This window comes from Erwinia psidii, assembly GCF_003846135.1.
GTDB classification, from domain to species: Bacteria; Pseudomonadota; Gammaproteobacteria; order Enterobacterales; family Enterobacteriaceae; genus Erwinia; species Erwinia psidii.
Genome location: NZ_RHHM01000006.1, coordinates 194,630 through 217,358 on the forward strand (window position 1 = coordinate 194,630; position 22,729 = coordinate 217,358).

A 22,729-nucleotide genomic window follows, 5' to 3' on the forward strand; every position below is an offset into this window, starting at 1 on the left:
GTTGACGAATTTCCCACTTCCGCCCGGCATGTTAACGTTAGAGACAACTCGCTAACCGCAAACAGATCACCACCATGAACAGCAAAAAAATTGAAACGACGCTGATTGCCGCCGGACGCCGTAAGCGCTATACCCAGGGGGCAGTTAATAGCGTTATCCAGCGCGCTTCATCACTTGTTTTTGACACCGTTGCCGATAAAAAACGCGCCACCGCAGGCAGGGCTGATGGGGAATTGTTCTATGGCCGCCGGGGCACCCTCACCCACTTCTCGTTGCAGGAGGCGATGACTGAACTGGAAGGCGGTGCTGGATGTGTACTTTACCCCTGCGGTGCCGCCGCAGTGGCAAATGCCATTCTTGCCTTCGTCTCTGCCGGAGATAACGTGCTGATGGCGGGTTCGGTCTATGAGCCGACTCAGGACTTTTGCAGCAAGATCCTTAGTAAAATGAAGGTATCGACCAGCTGGTTCAATCACTGTAGCGGTGCCGACATTGCACAACAGGTGCAACCCAATACCCGGGTGGTATTTCTTGAATCCCCTGCCTCCATCACCATGGAAATTCAGGATATTCCTGCTATCGTCGCGGCGGTGCGCAGTAAAGCACCTGAGGCGGTCATCATCCTTGATAACACCTGGGCGGCGGGTATTTTGTTTCCGGCGCTGAACTATGGGATCGACATTTCTGTCCAGGCTGGTACCAAGTATCTGATTGGCCATTCTGACGCGATGATCGGTACCGCCGTTGCCAATCAACGCTGCTGGGCACAACTGCGTGAAAACTCTTATCTGATGGGACAGATGGTGGATGCCGATACCGCTTATATGGCAAGCCGCGGACTGAGAACGCTGGCGGTCCGGCTTCGCCAGCACCAGGAAAGCGCTTTGCAAGTGGCAAACTGGTTGGCGGAGAGAGCGGAGGTCGCTGTGGTTAACCATCCGGCGTTACCACAGTGTAAGGGGCATCAGTTCTGGAAACGGGATTTTACCGGTAGTAGCGGGCTGTTCTCCTTTGTCCTGAAGGCACGCCTTAGCGACCGGCAGCTGGCGGCTTATCTCGACCATTTTGAGCACTTCAGTATGGCCTACTCCTGGGGAGGCTTCGAATCGCTGATCCTGGCCAATCAACCCGATGAACTGGCCGCTATTCGTCCGGTGGGCGGCATCGATTTCAGTGGCACATTGGTACGGGTGCATATTGGGTTGGAAAATGTCGATGACCTGATTGCCGATCTCGCCGCAGGGTTTATCCGTCTGGCCGACTGTCCGGCCTGAACAGGCTAAATGGCCGTTGCATCAACGCCTGTGCGTCAGCGCTCAAACTGCAACGGTAAGATGATAAGTACAATGTGAAGTGCGACAAGGTAAACAGGATACAACATGGTGGTTTTACACGAGATTATTCAGGCACTCTGGCGACAGGATTTTGCCGCCCTGGCTAATCCTGAAGTAATTTATATCGTCTATGGCATTATGTTTTTGACACTCCTGCTGGAGAACGGCCTGTTGCCAGCCGCGTTCCTGCCAGGAGACAGCCTGTTGCTGTTGGCAGGAGCAATGATTGCAAGAGGGGCAATGAGTTTTGTACCCACCGTTGTGATCCTGACACTCGCCGCGAGTCTGGGCTACTGGTTTAGCTATTTGCAGGGGCGTTGGCTGGGCAACACCCGGATAGTGAAAAGCTGGCTGCTGCATCTACCGGTCCAGTACCATCAAAGAGCCTGGGACCTGTTTCACCGGCATGGCTTGATGGCCCTGTTGATCGGACGGTTTCTCGCATTTGTTCGCACAATCCTGCCCACTATGGCGGGAATTTCAGGTCTGAATGGCACCCGTTTTCAGATTTTCAACTGGCTGAGCGGGATACTGTGGGTCGGGATTCTGGTCACGCTGGGCTACACCATCAGTCATGTGCCATTCATCAAGCGGCATGAAGATCAGGTGATGGCAATCCTGCTAATCCTGCCACTGGTGCTGCTGTGCGTTGGAATACTCACCAGTCTGGCCCTGATATGGAAACGGGTTAAAGTAAGCTAAAAATCTGCACGGCAGTGTGAGAAACAGGCCGTTATCTGTAGCGACTCGCCATTCAGCACAGATTTCGGCCCACATTAGCTGAGAACAGGTTCGCATTCGTTCTGTCAGACTTGCACTCCATTTCAGCGGGCTGACAATAGCTGCAAATCAACAATGGCCTGGCGTTAATCGTGTTTGCCCATTTTTTTGTAAAATTGCCATTCTGATGAAACGAATACAATCGATAAAATTTACTCCTGAGCGCCAAAAAAGAAACGATCAGAATCTCCAGACTTAACGCCAACCAATCCCGGAAGCCTTATTTCAATTCAGAAAAGATAATGAATAAATTTTTTCTTTTTCTGTCCCGGCACCGGATAAGACTACCCCGTCACTTTCTGATGTGCCGCAGCCTGCTCCGTCAGCTGCTGCTTAGGGCGGACACTTTCAGCTGCTAACTCACTTTCACGAGATTTACTGTTTGCAACGCCAGCTACAAAGCCGGGATTAATACAAACAGAGTTCACACGCCGCAGCGGCAACGCCAATACGCTCAGCAAGCTTCAGGGCTTCGCTGCGCAATTCAGGCGAGAATGGTTTACGGGACTTCCTGTTGGTTGAGGCTGGTTTTGTCATGAGTTACCTCTGATTGAGCGTTTACTCACCTGGTCCCGTGTCCTCTGTTGCTGGGGGAGATCAAATTATTTAACTGAATACAATGAAAATCACCTTTATCCCATAAATAGTTAAAACTTCCGGTATAAGCAGTACTGTTAGATTGGCTTACTACAGTGACATCCCATGATTTTTTCAAGAGAGAGTGAGTTATAATGAACGATGAACTCCCTCATCGTATCGGTTGCCGCACCATTATTTTTCTCATCCAAATAATTATTTTTAATATCATGGTTCCCTAATCCATATCGATGAGGCCCATTGAGTACATTTAGCAATTCGGCCATTTTCAAGCGTTACCAGCCATGGCCAAACGCCGTAAGATCACCATTAATCAAAACCATTGTTTGGGATCTGCATCCAGCAATATACTGATTATTCTCATTATATTACTCTCTTATTAGTGCTTCAGAACGGGCCTTCCTGCCATTCTCACGTTCAGAAGTCCCGCTATCTGTATTGGCTGTCCCAGAGTATTGTGGGTCTGATGCAATCATTTAATCATAGCCCGGCCCCAGGGAAACGGAAAAACGATAAAGTAAATAACTCCATCCTGGAAGGTGGCTTCAACCTCACCTGTCAGCAGCGTGTAAAAGACCTTAGAAAAGGCCTCTTGCCGATCTGGAATTTAAAAAAAACAAAGCCGAATCCGCACCATCGGAAACATCCCACTCACAACATGACTTCAGTTATAAGCTGTCCCAAAAGCGTTATTGTGAAAGCAGGTCTGTACACGACCAGCCCCGCGGAGCTTGCAGGCAGCAGCTAAGGATGCAGGGCACCGTCGCATAAAAAATGATATATTTTCGTCCGTTCAGGCAGACCACAGTTAATAAAAATAAAGCGTAAAATTTATTCTGCTTATGATTAAATATCATTATATTCAGCATATCAATTGCAATTATTAGCATAAACTAATCAGGGTTTAAAAATAACGTCATCACCGACACTATAAACGACCCTCAAAATTCATTACCACAAAATAAAAACCAATATATAATATAAAAATATTTCCCCTTCATTAGAAAAGGTGTTATTTAAAAATGAATATGTTCTTGCAGACAAAAATACACCCCTGATAAAAAAGGATATTACCGCAGTATCGAGCCATATTTTCCATAAGGTATGCAGGTCTGAGATAGTTAAACGCTATTTCGGTCCAGACTGGCGCATACGGGCAATCTCTTCGCCTGGTGTGACGCCAAAATAGCGCTTAAACTCGCGTGAGAACTGCGATGCACTTTCATACCCCACCCGCAGCGCCGCAGCGCTGGCCTTCACTCCCTCCTGTAACATCAGCATACGCGCCTGATGAAGACGATAGCTTTTCAGGTATTGCAGCGGTGAGGTGCTGGTCACCGCTTTGAAATGATGATGGAAGGCTGAGACGCTCATATTTACTTCAGAGGCCAACCTGTCCACGCTGAGATTATCGGTGTAATGACTTTCAATACACCGCACCGCACGGGCAATCTGGCTGAACTGTGTCTGACGGCTGACCAGTGCCATTAACGCACCTCCGCATGGCCCCAGCAGGATGTAGTAGAGAATTTCCCTGATAATCTGCGGTCCCAGAACACGGGCATCCCGTGGTTCCTGAAGCACATTCAGCAGCCGTTCTGCTGCGCAAAGTATCTCTTGCGTAAGGGCCGAGGAGTGGATCCCACGGGTTTGTGGCTGCGGCTGAAAGCTGTTGTCATCACCAATGGCCACCACCAGATCCTGTAGCTTAACCGGGTCAACATTCAGCAAGATACCGGCCAGTGGCTCTTCAGGGGTGGCGAAAGTCTCACATTCTACTGACAACGGTACCGTCAGCATCAGATATTCGGTCGCGTCATAGTGAAAAACGCTATTGCCAAGGTAGCCTGTTTTACGGCCCTGAAACAGAATGACAACCCCTGAGCTGTACAAAACCGGGGTACGTCCACTTGGCTGGTTAGCATAAATCAGGCGAATATCCGGCAATACGCTTATCGCCGATGTCCCAGCTGAGACCAGATCCACCACCTGCCCAGCCAGCCGGGTACAAAGGGTGCTGCGATCCATAGTTTATCCTCTCAATTTATATGCCTCATGATGGCGAATATCCCCGTAATACGCCAGCGTTGCGCAGAAGCAGGCAACAGCAAGAGAGAAACATGTGCAGCACCCACCATTACCACAGTTAGCCTTTCTGACCACCACAAGATTTACCTGATGGTCGGCTAAACTCAACTAAACTTAGGATCACTCAGTCGGCACACGTCGGCGGCTTTACTGGCTGTAAAAGGAGACATCATGACAGAGCAAACGGTAATTAAACTCCGCGATGGCACTATGATGCCGCAAATCGGCCTTGGCGTATGGCAGGCCAGCATTGATGAGGCACGACACGCCGCCCTGAAAGCGCTGGAGGTGGGCTATCGTTCCATTGACACTGCGGCAATATACAAAAATGAGGAAGGAATCGGACAGGCACTGCAGGAAACGGAGGTGGGGCGTGATGATATCTTTATCACCACCAAACTCTGGAACGACGATCAGCTCAATGCGCCGGCAGCGCTGGAAACCAGTCTTAAAAAATTGCGGCTGGACAGCGTAGATTTGTATCTTATGCACTGGCCCTGTCCGGCAAAAGATAACTATGTTGCCGCATGGAAAGCAATGATTGAGCTACAGAAACAGGGGCTGACCAAAAGTATTGGCGTCTGTAACTTCAATGAGACCCATCTGAAACGCCTGATGGAGGAAACCGGTGTCAGTCCGGTTATTAATCAGGTAGAACTGCACCCAATGCTGCAACAGCGTTCGCTTCATGCCTGGAATGCCCTGCATCAAATCCAGACCGAATCCTGGAGCCCACTGGCACAGGGCGGTAAAGGGGTGTTTGAGCAGGACGTTTTCAAAAATCTGGCGAAGAAATATGGCAAAACACCGGCGCAAATTGTGATCCGCTGGCATCTGGACAGTGGGTTGGTGGTGATACCAAAATCGGTCACACCATCGCGCATAGTGGAAAACTTTCAGGTATTCGACTTCCGTCTGGAAAAAACTGAAATTAGCGAAATTACCTCGCTGGACAAAGGCCATCGTCTTGGGCCGGATCCTGATACGTTGAATTGATATTAAGGCTGGTTAGTTTTTAATTAACAATCCAGCTTAATTATTTTAATAGACAACGGACCTTAATTAACACCAGGGAAAGCCTGTGTAGCAGCAGGCTTTCCACTTCTCTTTGTCATTACTTTAAACCTTTTTTAAATCAGAATGATATTTTCTTATTATTCTTAAAAATACAATCATGAAGAACCAAAAATTAATGCAGATCAGAGGAACTTGCAGTTAAAAAAACACATCTTTTCATAGGAATACACAAAAAAAGAAAGTAAATGATATTAATAACAGCGGATAAAAAGACTGCAACCGCAGATAAATTTACAAAGTAGCTCTGGATATTTCATATTAAAATTGCATACTGTTTATAAATGAAAGTTTCAACCAATCACCTTTAATTATGGATGGTTTTACAATGAAAAAAATGATTTCATTTATCGTTCTTACCATGTTGAGTAGCTCAGTTTTCGCAGCACAGATCATACCCAAAAACGAACTCAATAATTACATTAAGAAAGAACGCGTGTCCGTATCGAACGTCAGAGGTGGTAAGACAAAAGCGGTTGATGCGCTGAGAGCAGAGGTCGATAAGAAAGGCGGTGAATATATGTATATCTCATCCCTGGGCCGTCCGGGCGACTCAAGCCATTGGCGTGGCACGGCCATTGTTCTGGAAAAGAAAAACGAACCTTAAATCTGTCAAAAAAATACCCTAATACTGATTATTCCATACCCTGGCAACACAATTTATTGCGCGGCCGGGGTTTTAATGATTCCCCCACTGGCATTCTGCAGAGCAGCGCTAAGTTAATTATTTGCATTGTTCTGAAACTGTATCAGGACCAGCACGGCATAAATTTCAAATAAAATTATTAACCTCGCCGAGAATAAACAGCCGTGACATGCAGGCTGTTTCTCTCTCGCGCTTAAACCGCTGGCTGTGTCTGAAGTTGTCCGCCACTTCCACGATCGGCCATTTCAAGCGTCTGACTGTAGTAGACAAAAGGGAAATGAGCGGAAGACGGTTGCGTAAAAGCAACAAACAGCTCCACGCTGCCATCCACCCAGACCGTATCCTTCCATCCGCGGTCTTCCACCATTGGTTGCGCACCGTTGACGTTTTTAATAAGGAACATCACGCCCTGAATATGAAATGACTGTGGCAAATCAGCATAAATTACCCAGCGCTCATAAGTGCCCAGCTGCGCCTGAGTATCTATGCGCCCCACATCCCACAGGGCACCATTGATTCCCGGCTGAGCATCACCCAGACGAAATTCCCGCGTTCGGCTGACGCTGCCTTCAATCACCTGATCGGCCAGCAGTCGCATCGGCAGATTATCCGTGACCAGCGGCAACAGCCCGGTAGGGCTAAGCGTCAGCACCATCGTGGAGGTCAACATGCTGGATGGCTGGAACAACCCCCGCAGGCGTTCGACAATGCCCGCAGCACGACCCGCGGTAATCGACACCTCATCCCCCTGGCTCATATCCACCAGAATCTCGCGTCGCTCTCCCGGTGCCAACGAAAGCTGCTGCACGGCCACCGGCGCCGGGAGAAGTCCCTGATCGCTGGCAATAACGTTAAATGCACGGCTGTCACTCATCTGCAACAGGTAGCGACGGGAGTTGGAGGCATTGAGCAGCCGTAAGCGCACCCAGCCACGGGAAACCTCAACCCAGGGGTTCTGTACCCCGTTAACCAGCAGCGTATCACCAACAAAGCCACCGCTGCCGGGCGGATCGTATTCCGGCGAGCCGAAATTATCGATGCGTTTGTCCTGAATAATCAGCGGAAAATCATCCACGCCATAGTGATTTGGCAGCGGCAATGCTTTACTTATCTCATCTTCCACCAGCCACATTCCTGCGAGACCGTTATAGATATGCGAGGCCATGTGGTTTGGCGTAATGGCATGATACCAGCAGGTTGCCGCAGGCTGGCGAACCGGCATCACGGGTGCCCAGTCGACGCCCGGTGACATCAGCCGCGGCGCTCCTCCCATCAACGCCCCCGGAACCTGAAGACCGCTGATCGTCATCGCCACCGGCTCACTGAGGCGGTTACTGTAGATCAGTTTGACATCATCACCATTCCACACCCGCACGGTAGGGCCAAGGTACAGGCCGTTAATCCCCCATACCTGAGCTTTACTGCCACTGGTAAATGACCAGTGACTGCGTTGCAGGGTAAGAAAAACCGGCTGTCCACGGCGGGATTCAACTAATGGAGGAACCGGTAATGGGGTGCCCGGACCGGCAGCGTGAACGCTGAAAGGCAGCGCGCTGGCGCACAGTGCCGTGCCGGATGTCTTAAGAAACTGACGACGACTAAAGGACATAAACACTCCGTGACCCAAAAGCTGCCCGGTAACCGGGCTACTATCCATTTTTATGATTGTGATAAATGCTGTGTGTGGCGAGGCCGGTGCTAGCGGTTACCGGCGGCTTCGCGAGTGGCTACTTCCGCGTTCAGTTCTTCCAGTTTAGCCGCCATCAGTTCACGGCAGTGGGTTGCCAGCTTGCGCACCGACTGGTCGGCAAAGGAGGAGGTATCCACCGGTGGCAGCATCTCAACAATGACCAGGCCGTTTTTCAGCCGGTTCAGTTTAATTTTGTTGTGTGTGTCACTAATCACTATTGGGATAACCGGCACACCGGCTGCCATTGCCGCATAGAAAGCGCCCGTTTTGAACGGTAGCAGCCCACGCCCACGGCTACGGGTGCCTTCCGGGAACATCCAGAATGAGATTTTTTTCTTTTTGAACTGATTAACCAGCTCAGCAATGGTGCCATGTGCACTGGCCCGGTTATCACGATCGATAAGCAAATTGCCCGCCAGCCAGTACAGCTGCCCAAAAAAGGGGATCCACAGCAAACTTTTCTTGCCGACGGTGACGGTTGTCGGCTGCACAATGTTGGCCGCGGTGATCATGTCGTAATTATTCTGGTGGTTGGCTATATAGATAGCATTCGGAAAATTTTCCGCCCCGGCGGGTTTACGCAGTTCAACCTTCAGGCCAAAAACCGTCGACAGGCGGCCAAACAGATGACCAAACGTTGCCACATGACGTGGATTGCGTGGGCTGAAGAGGCAATAAATACTGCCAAACACACAGACCAGCACCGAATAGGTAATTACTATGATGAAACGTAAAATGGAGAGCATCACATCCTCGTTATTGCTTTCAGACCCGGCCAGCAGGCCCGACCAGAGTATATCCTGAGTGGGTGGAATATGCCGCATTTCACCGGGTTAGCAGCGCTTTTGCCGCTCACCCGACGGGCGGTTACGCTTCGCTGTCGCCCGTTTTCGCACGCGCTGGCACATCCACTTCAACCCGATCAATGCGTTGCAGGCCACGCGGCAGCTGCGTACCCTTTCGTCCACGCTCTGCGCGGAACTTCTGAAGATCTTCCGGGCGTAAAGTGAGTTTTCGCTTACCCACGTGGAGCGTAACAGCCGCCTGCGGTGACAGCAGCAGCAGCCAGCTGAGCTTATCCTCACCGGAGGCCGCCTGGGCCGCCGGGACAGACACAATTTTATTGCCTTTCCCTTTCGACAGCTGAGGCAAATCAGCAACCGGGAACATCAGCATTCTTCCGGCTGCAGTAATAGCCAGCAACAGTTCATCGTCGTGATGAATGGCGATGGGCGTCATCACTTTCGCGTTTTCCGGCAGGCTCAACAGCGCTTTCCCTGCACGGTTACGTGAGACCAGATCGCCGAAAGTACAGACGAAACCGTAACCGGCATCAGACGCCATCAGCAGTCTTTGTTCATCGGATTCCATCAGCACCTGTTCGATGATGGCACCCGGCGGCGGCGTCAGCTTGCCGGTCAGCGGCTCGCCCTGCCCGCGCGCCGATGGCAGAGTGACAGGATCCAGCGCGTAGCTGCGCCCGGTAGAGTCAATAAACACCACCGGCTGATTGCTCTTACCGCGCGCGGCAGCATGGTAGCTGTCACCCGCTTTATAGCTCAGGCCACCGGGATCAATGTCATGTCCCTTGGCGCTTCGCACCCAGCCCATCTGCGACAGCACAATCGTCACCGGCTCGGAAGGCACCAGCTCGTTTTCGCTGATGGCTTTCGCTTCTTCACGTTCACGCAGTGGAGAACGGCGATCGTCGCCATAGGCATCGCTGTCAGCCTGAAGCTCTTTTTTCAGCAACGTGTTCATCTTCCGTTCAGAAGCCAGGGTCTCCTGCAACCTGTCACGCTCTTTGGCCAGCTCATCCTGCTCACCGCGAATTTTCATCTCTTCCAGTTTGGCAAGATGACGTAATTTCAGTTCAAGGATCGCTTCGGCCTGGGTTTCGCTGATACCAAAACGCGCCATCAGTTCCGGCTTAGGTTCGTCCTCGCTACGGATGATATGGATCACCTCGTCGATGTTGAGGAACGCAATCAGCAAACCTTCAAGTATATGCAGCCGTTTCAGCACTTTTTCCAGACGGAAGTTCAGGCGGCGACGCACGGTTGCACGACGAAAAACCAGCCATTCGCTGATAATCTCCAGCAGGTTTTTCACCGCCGGGCGGTTATCCAGACCGATCATGTTCAGGTTGATGCGGTAGCTTTTCTCCAGATCTGTCGTGGCAAACAGATGATTCATCACCTGTTCCATCTCCACGCGACTGGAGCGCGGAACAATTACCAGCCGCGTCGGGTTCTCATGGTTGGACTCATCACGCAGATCTTCCACCATCGGCAGCTTTTTGTTACGCATCTGCGTGGCAATCTGCTCCAGCACGCGCGCGCCGGAAACCTGATGTGGCAATGCGGTGATCACCACATCGCCATCCTCTTTTTTCCATACGGCACGCATCCGCACTGAACCACGTCCGTTCTGGTAAATTTTACGGATCTCATTACGCGGCGTGATGATCTCTGCTTCGGTGGGGTAATCCGGCCCCTGAACAATGTCCATTAACTCATCCAGCGACGCGTTGGGTGAGTCGATCAATTTGATCGCCGCCTGCGCAACTTCACGCAGGTTGTGCGGTGGGATGTCGGTCGCCATGCCGACGGCAATGCCCGTGGTGCCGTTGAGCAGAATATTTGGCAAACGGGCAGGCAGTATGGAAGGCTCCTGCATCGTTCCATCGAAATTCGGGATAAAGTCAACGGTGCCCTGAGCCAGCTCACTGAGCAACAGATCGGCATACTTAGACAGCCGCGATTCGGTGTAACGCATCGCCGCAAAGGATTTGGGATCGTCCGGTGCCCCCCAGTTGCCTTGCCCATCGACCAGCGGATAGCGATAGGAAAAAGGCTGTGCCATCAGCACCATCGCTTCATAGCAGGCACTGTCCCCATGAGGATGATATTTACCTAACACATCACCGACCGTTCGCGCTGATTTTTTGAACTTGGCACTGTTATTCAGTCCCAGCTCCGACATCGCATAGACGATACGACGCTGCACGGGCTTAAGCCCGTCGCCAATATAGGGCAGCGCACGGTCCATAATGACGTACATGGAATAGTTAAGGTAGGCTTCTTCCGTAAACTTATGCAGGGCACGACGCTCTGCACCATCCTGCGTCAGATCACTCATTATTCTTGGTTCCTCATATCGCGGCGTGATCGACACGCCACAGCGGGATCGTTTGGCGAGGATAGTACCTTATCCGGGCAGGTTCTGTCACAGGTAACCGTGGAGCAAGATGGATGACGGCGGGCGTCTGTATTTCCCGCCGGGTGCGCTATTGTGCGGTGGACAACCACTCTCCAGCCGCCTTCTGATATTCGCCAGTGGCGAGGCTCAGGTGCAACCACTGATCGACATACAGTTTCCAGCTCATGTCATCACGCGGCAGCATCCAGGCCTTTTCACCATACTGCATCGGCTGCTGGGGATTGACTGCACAAAGCTCTGGATAATGCTTCTGTTGATACTGCGCTTCAGAGGCGTCGGTTATCATTACATCGGCTTTTTTATCCACCAGTTGCCGGAAGATGGTGACGTTATCGTGAAACAGCGTCAGGTTTGCTTTCGGCAACACATCACGGGCGAACGCTTCATTGGTACCGCCTGCCGGTTCAATCAGCCGTACCGAAGGCCGGTTTAGCTGATCGACCGTGCGGTACTTTGCCTTATCAGCACAGCGAACCAACGGGATTTTACCGTTACTGCCCAGGGCGCTGGCAAACCACGCGGTCTGCTGGCGCTTCAGGGTGACAGAAATACCTCCTACCGCAATATCGCACCGCGCCGACAGAAAGTCCTGCATCAGCGTTTTCCAGGTAACCGGCACCCATTTGATTTGTGCGTCAAGGCTTTTCGCCAGTGACTGTGCCATCGTTACGTCAATCCCCTCATAGTGACCATCCGCGCGCCGCACACTGTAAGGCCGGTAATCTCCTGTGATACAGACCGTCAGCACTTTACTTTCCAGTACCTGATCGAGGTGTGATTGTGCACTGGCGCTCCCGGCCACAACCAGTAACAGCGTGGCAAATCCTGTTTTTATCATGGCGATCTCTCCCGTTATGTCAGAAAAACAGTGCTGACAGGTTATCGCCTGTTGTGGTGCTGATAGCAACGGTGTTATGGCAAGACAAGGATTTCTCAACGGGTCTGATACACGTAAACTAATGCGCATCACGTAATTCGGAGAGAGACACGATGAGCAACATTCTAATCCTTGATGCAGGAAAAAGCTTTGGCCATTCGAAAGGCGAACTGAATCACACCCTGTGCGAGGTCGCGACGCGCTGGCTGCGTAATGCCGGCCACCGGGTGGACATCACCCTGGTGGATGAAAATTACGAGGTTGCCGATGAGGTACAAAAATACCTTACTGCTGATACCATCATTTATCAGATGCCGGGTTGGTGGATGGGCGAACCCTGGATTATGAAAAAATACATTGATGAAGTCTTTACCGCAGGACACGGGGCGCTTTACGCCAGCGATGGGCGTACCCGTGCAGACGCCAGTAAAAAGTATGGATCTGGTGGCCTCGTGCAAGGCAAAACTTATATGCTGTCGCTGACATGGAACGCGCCGCTGGAAGCCTTTACCGACCCGGACCAATTCTTTGAAGGCGTTGGCGTCGATGGTCTTTATATGCATTTTCATAAGGCTAATCAGTTCATTGGCATGAAAGCACTGCCCACCTTTATCTGTAACGATGTGATTAAACAACCGGATGTGCCGCGCGACATAGCGCGCTATCAAACCCATCTGAGCCAAATTTTTGCTTAACTGATATAGCAGGCCGGCAACCGACAGGTGCCGTTTACTTACCCAGGCCAGGTAACGACGCCGCAGAAGAACTGGCAATCCCGCAAGGGGAGCTGATGGCGTTTAACTCAGAGGGAATCAATATGCTCACCGTCATTGCTGAAATTTGCGTCAGACCGGGCCGTCGTTCCGCCGTCATAGAGGAAATTGAGAAACTGATCCCTTTGGTGTTACAGGAGGAGGGATGCGGACGGTATTTGCCACTGGTTGACCATATCGCCCAGATCCCGTGGAAACAGCACTCCCCGGACTCGATCTTTATGATCGAACACTGGGATTCAATGCGGCACCTGGAGGAACACCAGCAGTCACCACACATGGAAAAGCACCGTAGTCTGATTAAAGACGATGTGGTGGAAGTGAAAATTTTTGTGCTGGAGGCGACCAGACAGTAATGCACCACCTGGATTAGGCGGCTCTCGCAACGGACGTCGTTTTCCCGGCCACCGCAACGTACACGCAGGGGGTCAGGATGGCGAGTCAATAGCCTGATGGGCCTGGCTACAAGGCGAGGCGCCATTTTCCCAACTGAACCTGAGAGCACAATGAACAAGATAATCTTTGATACTGATATCGGCGTGGATGATGCGTTCGCGTTGGCTTATGCGGCTAAAACGCAACACATCGTAGGGATTACGACCGTTTTTGGCAACGTTGCGGTAGGTCAGGCGGTGAAAAATGCCCGCCTGTTTTCACAACAGATTGGCCTGAATGTCCCCATATTTCGGGGATGTTCACGCCCACTGGCCCTGCCGCAGGTGACAGCCGCTGCGAATGTCCACGGCAGTGACGGACTGGGTGATGTGCTGGAAAATCCCTTTGACGATCGGGCAGAAAATGCCGTTGAGTTTATTATTAACACCGTCAGGGCACAGCCGGGCGAGATCACGCTGGTTGCCATCGGACCACTGACCAATCTGGCGATGGCGGCAAACCTGGCACCGGATATTGTTCCACTGGTGAAAGAGGTGGTGATCATGGGCGGCGCCTTTGGCACGCACGGTCATGCGGGGAATGTGACGCCGCACAGCGAATTCAACATCTGGAAAGATCCTCACGCCGCCGATCGGGTGCTCTGTGCTGCATGGCCGGTGGTGATCCTGCCACTGGATGTGACACATCAGGTATTGATCGGCGGGGAGGAGATCCGCAGCCTGAATCTGCCCGTGCTGGAGGCCATCTCAAAAGGTTATCTGCGTTACAGCCTGGAGAAAGAAGGCTTTGAGGGTATGGCGCTGCACGATACGCTGACCATCTCATGGCTGAACCATCCAACACTTTTTACCACGGTACAGTCACCGGTCAGGGTCGTTTGCGAGGGGATCACGCTCGGCCAGACGGTCCGGCAGCTAACGCATCTGGCCTCGCGCTATAATCCTTTTGCAGCCTGTCCGGCGCAGACACTCTGCCTGGAGGTACAGGCTGAAGAAGTTAAAAACGCCTTCCTTGAAACACTTCGCGTGAGGCACTGAAGATCAGATTTCGCGCGCGTCCCTTTCCATCTTTACTCCTGCAAAACAGGAGCGCTCCAGGATGGCGGAGCTGACGTCTGACTGACTTTTAACGCCCCCCGAACTCTGGCCAGCACAACACGCTGGCGTATCCCTGTTAATTTTTTTTCTGCCTGAACAGCCATTCACGCGCGGCCTGAATATAAAAGAACTTACGGGCAGAGGCCATATGATCGATCCCTTTAAAGGTAAGAAAAGTAATATTACCGCCTTCTGCCAGATAACGGTTCACCTGATCAGAAAGCTTACTCTGATTGCCAGGCGGAAAAATCAACGTAGGATCGAGCATCTCCTCAGGCCGGGTAACCTTACCACCCGCCTGTTGCCAGACAGGAACACATTTCTCATTCCACGGCGTGGCTTTATTATCTTCCGACCCCGTAATAATCAACAGCTTTTGCTTTGCGAGAGTAACGACATCTTTTGGCCGCTGCTGACCCGCAATAATAAGCCCAGCCGCAAAGGTTTCCGGGTGCTTCGCCATCAGCCAGAGCGAGGTCATGGCGCCCATTGACCACCCCGTACAGTAAACCCGCGCGGGATCTATTTTCAGCACCTTGTCCCGACGATCATCAAGATTGGGGTTTCCGTAATCCCAGCGATTGCTCAGCAACGACTGCACCAGGCGCCAGGTATTTTCCACATCGCTGGTGTGTTGCCAGTAGTCATTCATGGTGGTGCGCTCATAGCGTGGCGTAATCACCACACATTCATGCCGCTGCTGCTCTTGCGGCATACTCCAGATGGAAGCAATGCACTGTTCGGTTAATGTCCGTGCACAGGTACCATCGTAGCTGGTACCCGAATGGGTGATCGCCAGCACCAGCGGATATGCTTTATCTTCTCCTCCCGGTTTCAGAAACGACGGCGGCAGATAAATACTGTATTCCAGCCATGCAGAATGCTCGTCATCCCTCCACCAGTGGTTTTGTTCCCACTCATCCACCCCGCGGATCACAACATTGTTGCCATGCACCCCGGCATTGCTCCATTGGGTGCCGCTCGCGGCATAAACTTTACCCTTCAGGGTATGAACATTTTTTAGCTGTACCAGCGAAACGATGTCGCTGTCCTGCGTCGGTAAGCTGAGGTCGGGATCATGACTGAATTCAGTAATGACATATCTGCCCGTTACGCTTTCATGTCCCGATAACAGTGCAGGTTCGGCATTCGTATAGATACTGCTGACCGCCCGTGGCTGTGGAGCGGCCTGGCTGGTATTTTTATCAGGTTCGTTTGGCATACCGGCAAAGAAACCTTCCGCTGCCGGAACCACTGAAGCCTGATAGGTGTTCAGCGTCAGGCTGGCAGGATCGATGCGGCAATGCCGTAGATTTTTTCACCACCGCCGGTGACTTCACAAAGCGCATAAATGCACTGTATTCCAGGGCCTCTGTTGACACCTTTAGTTGGCTTTCCCTGTTGAGACGCCGCCATAAATCCGGTTTGGTTTGCCGCTCTGGCGTCCCGGGCAAGTCCCGCACCTGAAATGGCACCAGCCAGTACAGTTCCGGCCACCATAAATGATCTTCGCGATAAATCGGGCATAGTTTACCTTCCTGGTAGATTTACTCTGATGCGGGCATTGTCCACATTTCTTTTAATTGATTGATGATGGCCTGAGCAGCCACCTCCGCCGCGCCCGGTGCATAGGGCGAAGAGCACGCCTCATAGGTCAGGCGTTGGTAACTGGTCACATCAGGGAGATATTTCGCCGCACCATCCACCATGGTCATAACAAAAGTCTGGACAAAGGGAGAAGCTGCACGTATCTGCGCCCCTGTGATGGCCGACAGTTCTGGCTGTACCCCAACCAACACAATATCCCCCCGCTGTATGAACACCACAGGCAACGGAGTGACACCGTTAAGCTGATAGTGACAGGCGCTAACCGGCCCCGTTACCGGGTTGCGTGGCGAAAATTTTTGCGCCCCAAGAAGGATGTCATGACGACTGAGCCTGAAGATATTTGCTGGCTTCCAGGTAATGCGATCGAGCACCTTTGTAACCTCATCGCCAAGTCGCTGTCCAAACAGTGCCAGCAGCGCAAAACCCTTTTCGTGGGTATCAGTACGCCCCACGCTGCCATCAGCATGGACAACATGACGACTGGCCTGCAGATAAGGCACCTGATCGCCTGCGCATCCCACCAGATAAAAAGCGACCGTAAGGTCATCGTAATGACGTTCGACATAACGGGCGACGGCACCGGCCAGATCGGCACTGACCAGACGGCCTCCTGCTTCCTTTTGCGACGCATCCATCACCGCGGGCTGTACTGCATAGTTGAGCAACACTGCCAGCAGTTTGCCATCCTCCCCACCCAGGGCGATCACGCCAATGTGTGGATCTGTGTAACCTTTATCGTCAGCACCTAACCACCAGCCGTAAGGGGTATTGATATTACGGTTTACGCCGACGCGACCGTAGCCACTTCCGCTACCCAGGCGGGCAGGTTGTAAGTTGTTGACCGCCAGTAAGGCCGCAGAGTGCAGCACCGTCTCAAAAGCCGCCAGCACGGTCTGGGTCTTTGTAGTTTGGCTGATGATATGCGGGGTTGAGAAAGAGTGGCTGGCGTTGACTATGATGTTATCAGCAGCCACAGCGGCCACTCCGCTCAATACCGTTTTCATTCTCACAATCACGGGCTGTGTCAGCGATGTCATATCCACCAGCACAATTGCCTGCCGCTGGCCATTGCATTCCATTAACAATACGCGCACGTAAAGAGGATCATGCTCACTGACAAAATCATCCAGTGGATACAACCCGGTCAGCCTGACAATGGCGCGACCAGCTCAGCATTGAAGTTGCCCTGATCCATACTGCCCGCAGCCGACAAGGTGAAAGGCAGCATGGCCATGACGCCGAATCCCAGACCAGCGTGAAGAAAGTGTCGTCGGGTGAACATTAAGGCTCCACAGGTTAATAATGACGTTTCAGGAGAGATACAGATGCCCCTGATGCTTCCAGACGCAGATCATGCCCGGTTATTTAATGGCGATGTCGTCTGCTTTTCGGGAAGCCATGTCTTCGCTCACCGGGCGTTATTCCTGCACCGGCCAGGTGATATTTGCCTGATGCAATCCAGACCTGGATGAAATATGCGTCACGTTTTTCGCAACGCGGTTTAGCTGATTTTTAACGCCAGTTCTGTACCACGCTTGATTGGCAGCGTGACGGAAATGAAGCCATTTGCCGGATCGCGGATAAATTCGAGGAAATCAGGTTCCGCATTGTCATTCAGCACGTAGCCACCAACACGCAGTTGAGGCGCCATTATTTCAATGACCTGCCTTGCCAGCGTAGGTCCCTCAGCAAGCGGCCAACCATCAATCAGGACAAAATCAACCGGACCACCCACGTCTTTGAGCGTTTCACGCGCATCGCCGACACGAACGGTAACATAGTCATCCAGCCCAGCGGCGGCAAGATTCTGATATGCCGTTTTCACTTTTGCCGACACTAACTCCGCACCGATCACCTCTCCGCCACCGTTATCCCGCATCGCGGCGGCAAAATAGATGGCAGACATCCCCACGGAGGTCGCAAAATCCACTACCCTCGTGGCCTTCATTGCACGGCACAACAGATAGATAAGATCGCCCTGTTCAGGATGGATTGAAAATCCATAGTCCGAAAACTGCTCAGGATCGGGTGAACCCGGCCCCGCAAATGCGGCGGCATCCGGGCGGTTGCGGCGTTCATTCATTCCCTGGAGCACGTTTAAAATTCGGGGATCGCGGATAGTGGCAGACGCCTGCTTAGACCGATCCGATATCATGAGAATTCCTCCTGAAGTCGCGTTAATATTGGCAAAGATTTGAATAATATCCTGTACCATTTTATGGTACCAGACAAGTACCATATTAAATTTCCTCTTCAACCACATGTAATTAAATATGAACAGTTTCCCTACCCAGCCTTCGCCACGCCGTGGACGGCCCCGCTCTGAAGATGAGACCAGCCGGCGTCACACGATTATCGCCAGTGCATATCGTGCCTTTATTGAACTGGGGTTTGCCAATACCAGCACCGCGGAAGTGGCCCGCCGGGCAAAGGTGTCGAAACGCACTCTGTATGAAGTATTCAGTGATAAAAAGGCGCTGTTTGCTGCCGTTGTCAGCGAATATCGCCATTTGCTGTTGGATTTACCCAGGCCAGAACAGGAGCAATGTTCACTGGAAACCTGCCTGTTTCGTATTTTTCGCCTCGATATCAGTGATGAGGCGTATCAGGAACGTGAAGCGATTTTGAGGCTGATGACGCGTGAATCGGCGCTGTTTCCTGAGCTTGCTGATTATCTCTATGAAAGCAAAGCGGTGCGATCAAGGGAAATGCTGATGGAATGGTTAGAATATGTCGATCCGAAGAAAAACCTGCGGCCCGGGCAGACAGAAATCTATGCGGGTATGTTGATGGATATTGTTTTCGGCGCACTGGCGACGCACCGACGCGCAACCGATATCCGGCAACGACAGGAGATCGTCGGGCACATTAAAGAAAGAATTCTGATAATGCTGAGGGGAATAGGCTGGCTTTCCGCATCCAGCGGTGAGTGAAAACGTTACCCCTGTGTGGCGGACAGGGGAATAACCGCATTGTTGTTGACCGGCTCATCCGGGACAGAAAAGATCGCCCCGAATACATGCCAAGAAATGCAGACGGCAGTCAGCGCGTAAATCCTCATGCTCACCGGGCTGATGGCAGCAGCGTAAAATGCCCGCCACAGACGCTGACTGCCAGAACAGCATTCGGCTGCGGCGGCTCAGACCTCGATTTCCGCCGTATGACCATTTTCCTGTAGCCAGTTGCGACGATCTTCTGCACGTTTCTTCGCCAGCAACATATCCATTACCGCCATCGTCTGTTCAATCTCATCATCATTTATGGTGAGCTGCACCAGGCGACGGGTGTTGGGATCAAGGGTGGTTTCGCGAAGCTGCAGTGGGTTCATCTCACCCAACCCTTTGAAGCGCTGCACATTTGGCTTGCCTTTTTTACGCCGTAGCCTGTCCAGAATGCCCGCTTTTTCTTCTTCATCCAGCGCATAATATACTTCTTTGCCCAAATCGATGCGGAACAGCGGCGGCATGGCAACATACACGTGACCGTTTTTTACCAGCGAACGGAAGTGACGGACAAACAGCGCACAAAGCAGCGTAGCGATATGCATACCATCGGAATCCGCATCCGCAAGGATACAGATTTTGCCATAGCGTAGCTGGCTCAAATCTTCGCTATCAGGATCTATGCCGATCGCCACTGAAATATCATGCACTTCCTGCGAGGCCAGTACCTCATCTGAGGAAACTTCCCAGGTGTTGAGGATCTTGCCCTTCAGCGGCATGATCGCCTGATATTCACGATCGCGCGCCTGCTTGGCCGATCCGCCCGCCGAGTCGCCTTCAACCAGAAAAAGTTCGGTACGATTCAGATCCTGCGCGCTACAGTCAGCCAGTTTTCCCGGCAATGCCGGTCCGCTGGTCAGTTTTTTGCGCACCACTTTTTTGGCCGCCCGCATCCGGCGCTGGGCGCTGGATATCGCCAGTTCGGCCAGCATTTCTGCCGCCTGTACGTTCTGATTCAGCCACAGGCTGAACGCATCTTTCACCACGCCTGACACAAAGGCAGCGCACTGACGTGAAGAGAGACGCTCTTTGGTCTGCCCGGCAAACTGCGGCTCCTGCATTTTCACCGAGAGTACATAAGCACAGCGATCCCAGATATCCTCCGCCGACAGCTTTACACCACGTGGCAAAATATTGCGGAACTCGCAGAACTCACGCATCGCGTCCAGCAGCCCCTGACGAAGGCCATTAACGTGCGTCCCCCCCTGCATGGTCGGAATAAGGTTGACATAGCTTTCCGTCAGCAGTTCTCCGCCTTCCGGCAACCATAACAACGCCCAGTCAACGGCTTCAACGTCACCAGAAAATGCACCGACAAAGGGTTTCTCTGGCAATGTGGGTAAACCGTTCACCGCTTCACACAGATAGTCGGTCAGACCGTCGGCGTAGCACCAGGTCTGCTCGGTGTTATTAACATGGTCTTTGAAGACGATCTCCACGCCAGGGCAGAGCACCGCTTTCGCTTTCAGGAGATGGCTGAGACGTGAGACAGAGAAACGCGGGCTGTCAAAGAATGACTCGTCCGGCCAGAAGCGGACGCGGGTCCCGGTATTGCGCTTGCCGACGGTTCCTGTCACGCGCAGGTCTTCTACTTTGTCGCCGTTCTCAAAGGCCATTTCGTAGACCTCAGCATTGCGACGCACCGTGACTTCCACCCTTTTCGACAGGGCGTTGACCACGGAAATCCCCACGCCGTGTAAGCCGCCGGAAAACTGATAGTTTTTACTGGAAAATTTACCGCCTGCATGAAGCCGGCAGAAGATCAGCTCGACGGCAGGAACGCCCTCTTCCGGGTGAATGTCGACAGGCATACCGCGTCCATCGTCGATCACTTCCAGCGACTGGTCAGCGTGCAGGATAACTTCGATGCGTCTGGCATGTCCCGCCAGCGCCTCATCGACGCTGTTGTCGATCACTTCCTGACCTAAATGGTTTGGACGTGAGGTGTCGGTGTACATTCCCGGACGGCGACGAACGGGTTCAAGGCCGCTGAGTACCTCAATGGAATCAGCGTTATAGCTGGATTGAGTCATCTTATAAATCTGGTTGGTGGCTAAAAATGACTGGACAGGCTCTGCGGCTTGCTTCAGCCACCTGACAGTCCAAGGAAGTCGATCATCGCAGAAAAATGGCGTTCGAATCCGACATAGGCATGATTTCCGCCCTCTTCCACCGTCTGACGGCAGGCTGCGTAGTAAGCCAGCGCCTGACGGTAATCGAGCACTTCATCACCCGTTTGCGCCAGCAGCCAGAGTAAATCCGGCGACACTAACGGCTCGATCTGCATCACTTTCAGATCGTAAATGTGGCGAGACTCTAACACATATTTCTGGCCAGTGTATGGGTTCTCGTTATCGCCCAGATAATCCATCAGCAGCTCAAAAGGGCGAACGGCGGGGTTGACCACGACGGCGGGTAGTGCAAAACACTGCGACAGCCAGGTAGCGTAATAGCCGCCCAGTGACGATCCCACAATCCCCAGTGGTTCACCTGCCGAGGACATCACGATATCTTCCAGCATAGCTGCCGCTTGATCTGGAAATGCCGGCAACTGTGGAACGTGGATCCGAATCTCTGGATAATGTTCTGCCAGCCACTGACGAAAGTATGTGGCTTTGACGGAGTGCGGCGAACTGTTAAAACCGTGCAGATAAAGCAACATGCTCATCGTTCAGTACCCTTCTGCATCGGGATCCGGGCTGAACGCACGGGTTTGCAAACGCTGCACCAGCGTTTCCACCCGCCCATCATCGTACAACTCCAGCCAGCGCCAGCCGGGCGCTTCAGAATCGATAGTAAAGTTGGTGCAATGCGGTTTGAACTGAACACAGGTGGACGGTGTGGCCAGCAGGCGACGACCATTCCAGTTCAGATCCAAATCCTGATGGATATGGCCGCACACCAGGGTCGACGCTAACGGATAGCGCTGCAACACGGCCTCAAGCATCGGGGAGTTACGCAGGCTGTGCTGATCGAGCCAGTTACAGCCGCATGGCAGTGGGTGATGATGCAACAACACCAGCGTATGCCGGTCTGGCGCTTTCGCAAGGGTGTTATCCAGCCACTCAAGTTGGTAATCGCTAAGTTCCCCATGGGGTACACCAAAAACCTGACTGTCCAGCAACACTATCTGCCAGCATTCCCCCACCATCACATGTTTTGCGTCTGCAATTTGCGTCTCAGCAAGCGTGCTGTACATGGCGGGCTGAAAGTCGTGATTGCCCGGTAACCAGACGCAGGGCGCGGCCAGACGCGCGAGGCCCTCAGCGAAGTGCTGATAGGCCTCGACGGTATGGTCCTGAGCCAGATCGCCGGTGGCGACGATCAGATCATACGGCTGTTCACTGGCTGAAATAGCCTGTAGCACCGCGTCAAAACTGGCCCAGGTATTTACACCAAGCAGCGTTTCGTGTTTACCCGCAAAAAGGTGGGGGTCCGTTATCTGTAAAATCCTGATGCAGGCCCCACTTTCTACAGGAATTTTTAGCAGGCTATCCAATCACAATCCTTAAGATTAACGCTATTGCAATAGGTACTGTAACCGG

Annotated in this window: 21 protein-coding genes and 1 pseudogene; 8 read left to right on the plus strand and 14 right to left on the minus strand. The window is 52.3% G+C overall.

Features of this window, described 5'->3' with window-relative positions:
* Positions 1–74: 74 nt before the first annotated feature.
* Both metC and EB241_RS09570 read left to right on the plus strand, forming a co-directional pair.
* Positions 75–1,274, plus strand: coding sequence for a cystathionine beta-lyase (gene metC, locus EB241_RS09565; RefSeq protein WP_124232958.1), 1,200 nt, complete (start codon positions 75–77; stop codon positions 1,272–1,274).
* A gap of 105 nt (positions 1,275–1,379) precedes the next feature.
* Positions 1,380–2,036 carry a DedA family protein gene (locus EB241_RS09570; protein WP_124232959.1) on the plus strand — a complete coding sequence of 219 codons (657 nt, stop codon included), beginning with the start codon at positions 1,380–1,382 and terminating at the stop codon, positions 2,034–2,036.
* A 392-nt stretch (positions 2,037–2,428) separates the two neighbouring features.
* On the opposite strand, the pseudogene EB241_RS21440 reads toward EB241_RS09570, so the two are convergent.
* Both EB241_RS21440 and EB241_RS09580 read right to left on the minus strand, forming a co-directional pair.
* Positions 2,429–2,651, minus strand: a pseudogene (locus tag EB241_RS21440) (IS3 family transposase); the annotation flags it as partial.
* A gap of 1,188 nt (positions 2,652–3,839) precedes the next feature.
* Complete coding sequence (locus tag EB241_RS09580) at positions 3,840–4,739, minus strand: AraC family transcriptional regulator (RefSeq protein ID WP_124232961.1); 900 nt, start codon at positions 4,737–4,739, stop codon at positions 3,840–3,842.
* Between the two features lie 231 nt (positions 4,740–4,970).
* On the opposite strand from EB241_RS09580, the gene dkgA reads away from it, so the two are divergent.
* Both dkgA and EB241_RS09590 read left to right on the plus strand, forming a co-directional pair.
* Entirely contained in the window at positions 4,971–5,795 is an 825-nt protein-coding gene (gene dkgA / locus EB241_RS09585; RefSeq protein ID WP_124232962.1) for a 2,5-didehydrogluconate reductase DkgA, read from the plus strand.
* A gap of 406 nt (positions 5,796–6,201) precedes the next feature.
* Positions 6,202–6,480: a YdgH/BhsA/McbA family protein gene (locus tag EB241_RS09590; protein WP_158612403.1), complete on the plus strand. Its 279-nt coding sequence runs from the start codon at positions 6,202–6,204 to the stop codon at positions 6,478–6,480.
* A 232-nt stretch (positions 6,481–6,712) separates the two neighbouring features.
* On the opposite strand, the gene ftsP is transcribed toward EB241_RS09590, so the two are convergent.
* The 4 genes from ftsP to EB241_RS09610 all read right to left on the minus strand — a co-directional run bounded on the left by ftsP (position 6,713) and on the right by EB241_RS09610 (position 12,269).
* Positions 6,713–8,128 (minus strand): cell division protein FtsP, encoded by a 1,416-nt coding sequence (ftsP, locus tag EB241_RS09595; protein ID WP_124232964.1) that lies wholly within the window; start codon positions 8,126–8,128, stop codon positions 6,713–6,715.
* 89 nt (positions 8,129–8,217) lie between these two features.
* Entirely contained in the window at positions 8,218–8,955 is a 738-nt protein-coding gene (locus EB241_RS09600; protein ID WP_124233018.1) for a 1-acylglycerol-3-phosphate O-acyltransferase, read from the minus strand.
* Positions 8,956–9,076: 121 nt separating this feature from the next.
* On the minus strand, positions 9,077–11,350 hold the full coding sequence (parC, locus tag EB241_RS09605) for a DNA topoisomerase IV subunit A (RefSeq protein WP_124232965.1): 2,274 nt from the start codon (positions 11,348–11,350) through the stop codon (positions 9,077–9,079).
* Between the two features lie 148 nt (positions 11,351–11,498).
* On the minus strand, positions 11,499–12,269 hold the full coding sequence (locus tag EB241_RS09610; RefSeq protein ID WP_124232966.1) for a transporter substrate-binding domain-containing protein: 771 nt from the start codon (positions 12,267–12,269) through the stop codon (positions 11,499–11,501).
* 152 nt (positions 12,270–12,421) lie between these two features.
* Between EB241_RS09610 and EB241_RS09615 the strand changes: the two genes are divergently transcribed.
* The 3 genes from EB241_RS09615 to EB241_RS09625 all read left to right on the plus strand — a co-directional run bounded on the left by EB241_RS09615 (position 12,422) and on the right by EB241_RS09625 (position 14,514).
* Positions 12,422–13,003: an NAD(P)H-dependent oxidoreductase gene (locus EB241_RS09615; RefSeq protein WP_124232967.1), complete on the plus strand. Its 582-nt coding sequence runs from the start codon at positions 12,422–12,424 to the stop codon at positions 13,001–13,003.
* Between the two features lie 122 nt (positions 13,004–13,125).
* The gene (locus EB241_RS09620) at positions 13,126–13,437 is read left to right on the plus strand and encodes a putative quinol monooxygenase (protein WP_124233019.1); all 312 of its coding nucleotides are present in this window, start codon (positions 13,126–13,128) and stop codon (positions 13,435–13,437) included.
* Between the two features lie 150 nt (positions 13,438–13,587).
* A complete protein-coding gene (locus EB241_RS09625; RefSeq protein ID WP_124232968.1) occupies positions 13,588–14,514 on the plus strand; it encodes a nucleoside hydrolase in 927 nt (308 codons plus the stop codon).
* 136 nt (positions 14,515–14,650) lie between these two features.
* On the opposite strand, the gene EB241_RS09630 is transcribed toward EB241_RS09625, so the two are convergent.
* The 5 genes from EB241_RS09630 to EB241_RS09640 all read right to left on the minus strand — a co-directional run bounded on the left by EB241_RS09630 (position 14,651) and on the right by EB241_RS09640 (position 18,337).
* Entirely contained in the window at positions 14,651–15,829 is a 1,179-nt protein-coding gene (locus tag EB241_RS09630; protein WP_233592578.1) for a prolyl oligopeptidase family serine peptidase, read from the minus strand.
* A 23-nt stretch (positions 15,830–15,852) separates the two neighbouring features.
* A complete protein-coding gene (locus EB241_RS21110; protein WP_199737342.1) occupies positions 15,853–16,101 on the minus strand; it encodes a hypothetical protein in 249 nt (82 codons plus the stop codon).
* Positions 16,102–16,121: 20 nt separating this feature from the next.
* Entirely contained in the window at positions 16,122–17,321 is a 1,200-nt protein-coding gene (locus EB241_RS09635) for a hypothetical protein (RefSeq protein ID WP_124232969.1), read from the minus strand.
* Positions 17,322–17,326: 5 nt separating this feature from the next.
* The gene (locus tag EB241_RS20920) at positions 17,327–17,464 is read right to left on the minus strand and encodes a hypothetical protein (RefSeq protein ID WP_158612404.1); all 138 of its coding nucleotides are present in this window, start codon (positions 17,462–17,464) and stop codon (positions 17,327–17,329) included.
* A gap of 219 nt (positions 17,465–17,683) precedes the next feature.
* Positions 17,684–18,337, minus strand: a complete 654-nt coding sequence (locus tag EB241_RS09640; RefSeq protein ID WP_124232970.1) for an O-methyltransferase — start codon at positions 18,335–18,337, stop codon at positions 17,684–17,686.
* A gap of 118 nt (positions 18,338–18,455) precedes the next feature.
* On the opposite strand from EB241_RS09640, the gene EB241_RS09645 reads away from it, so the two are divergent.
* Entirely contained in the window at positions 18,456–19,115 is a 660-nt protein-coding gene (locus tag EB241_RS09645) for a TetR/AcrR family transcriptional regulator (protein WP_124232971.1), read from the plus strand.
* Positions 19,116–19,321: 206 nt separating this feature from the next.
* Here the strand turns inward: EB241_RS09645 and parE are convergent, their stop codons facing one another.
* Genes parE through cpdA form a run of 3 tightly spaced genes read right to left on the minus strand, consistent with a single transcriptional unit; the run spans position 19,322 to position 22,683 of the window.
* Entirely contained in the window at positions 19,322–21,217 is a 1,896-nt protein-coding gene (parE, locus tag EB241_RS09650; RefSeq protein ID WP_124232972.1) for a DNA topoisomerase IV subunit B, read from the minus strand.
* A 53-nt stretch (positions 21,218–21,270) separates the two neighbouring features.
* Entirely contained in the window at positions 21,271–21,852 is a 582-nt protein-coding gene (gene yqiA / locus EB241_RS09655; RefSeq protein ID WP_124232973.1) for an esterase YqiA, read from the minus strand.
* A 3-nt stretch (positions 21,853–21,855) separates the two neighbouring features.
* Entirely contained in the window at positions 21,856–22,683 is an 828-nt protein-coding gene (gene cpdA / locus EB241_RS09660; protein WP_124232974.1) for a 3',5'-cyclic-AMP phosphodiesterase, read from the minus strand.
* Between the last annotated feature and the right edge of the window lie 46 nt (positions 22,684–22,729).